Consider the following 1,816-nt stretch of genomic DNA (forward strand, 5'->3'; position numbering starts at 1 on the left):
AGCCTACTCACTTTCACCAGGACAACCAACGCCTGGCTCACCTAGCCTTCTCCGTCCCCCCATCGCAATCATGTCCGGTACGGGAATATTGACCCGTTTCCCATCGACTACGCCTTTCGGCCTCGCCTTAGGGGCCGACTCACTCTGCTCCGATTAGCGTCGAACAGAAACCCTTGGTCTTCCGGCGAGGGAGTTTTTCACTCCCTTTATCGTTACTCATGTCAGCATTCGCACTCGTGATACCTCCAGCATGCTTCTCAACACACCTTCATCGGCTTACACGACGCTCCTCTACCGCTCATCCGTAAGGATGAACCCGTAGCTTCGGTACCTGGTTTAGCCCCGTTACATCTTCCGCGCAGGCCGACTCGACTAGTGAGCTATTACGCTTTCTTTAAAGGATGGCTGCTTCTAAGCCAACCTCCTAGCTGTCTGAGCCTTCCCACATCGTTTCCCACTTAACCAGGATTTGGGGACCTTAGCTGACGGTCTGGGTTGTTTCCCTTTTCACGACGGACGTTAGCACCCGCCGTGTGTCTCCCACGCTTGCACTCACCGGTATTCGGAGTTTGCCTCGGGTTGGTAAGTCGGGATGACCCCCTAGCCGAAACAGTGCTCTACCCCCGGCGGTGATACGTGAGGTGCTACCTAAATAGCTTTCGAGGAGAACCAGCTATCTCCGAGCTTGATTAGCCTTTCACTCCGATCCACAAGTCATCCAAATCTTTTTCAACAGATCCTGGTTCGGGCCTCCAGTTGATGTTACTCAACCTTCACCCTGCTCATGGATAGATCGCTCGGTTTCGGGTCTATATCCAGCGACTGTGTCGCCCAGTTAAGACTCGGTTTCCCTACGGCTCCCCTATACGGTTAACCTCGCCACTGAATATAAGTCGCTGACCCATTATACAAAAGGTACGCAGTCACAGAACAAGTCTGCTCCTACTGCTTGTACGCACACGGTTTCAGGATCTATTTCACTCCCCTCTCCGGGGTTCTTTTCGCCTTTCCCTCACGGTACTGGTTCACTATCGGTCAGCCAGGAGTATTTAGCCTTGGAGGATGGTCCCCCCGTCTTCAGTCAAGGTTTCTCGTGCCCCGACCTACTCGATTTCACGTGATCAGATTTTCGACTACGGGGCTATCACCCGCTATGGCCAGACTTCCCAATCTGTTCGTCTAATCCGTCACACGCTTAAGGGCTGGTCCCCGTTCGCTCGCCGCTACTAGGGGAATCTCGGTTGATTTCTTTTCCTCAGGGTACTTAGATGTTTCAGTTCCCCTGGTTCGCCTCTTGCGCCTATGTATTCAGCGCAAGATACTCATCTTGTGATGAGTGGGTTTCCCCATTCAGAGATGTCCGGGTCACAGGTCGTTTGCCACCTCACCGAACCTTATCGCAGGCTACCACGTCTTTCATCGCCTCTGGCTGCCTAGGCATCCACCGTGTGCGCTTCATTGCTTGACCCTATAACCCGAAGGAGTCTGGGGTTCGCAATGATAACGATTGCCGGATACGCTTGAGACGTATCACAATACAATTTACGTAGAAACGTGTTCAACACGTTTCTGTCAGCATGATATACATTGTTAAAGAGCGACTGCTATAAGCAGTGATAAACGGATCGTATTTTCACACCTTGAAAGAAAAAGAAAGGTCTTTTCTTCTTTTTAACGTGAAAGAGCGTTTATCACTGCTCATCAACAGCATTCTGATCAGGTAATTCATTGTGAGCGCTTACCGCGAGGGGAAGACATCGTTTAAGGAGGTGATCCAGCCGCAGGTTCCCCTACGGCTACCTTGTTACGACTTCAC

Annotated in this window: 2 rRNA genes; both read right to left on the reverse strand. The window is 51.5% G+C overall.

Annotated elements, in window-relative coordinates:
- Nucleotides 1–1,468: ribosomal RNA gene (locus tag IE061_RS17860) — 23S ribosomal RNA — on the reverse strand; the annotation flags it as partial.
- A gap of 294 nt (nt 1,469–1,762) precedes the next feature.
- Nucleotides 1,763–1,816, reverse strand: a 16S ribosomal RNA gene (locus tag IE061_RS17865); the annotation flags it as partial.

It is taken from the genome of Vreelandella hamiltonii, assembly GCF_014651795.1.
Lineage (GTDB): Bacteria > Pseudomonadota > Gammaproteobacteria > Pseudomonadales > Halomonadaceae > Vreelandella > Vreelandella hamiltonii.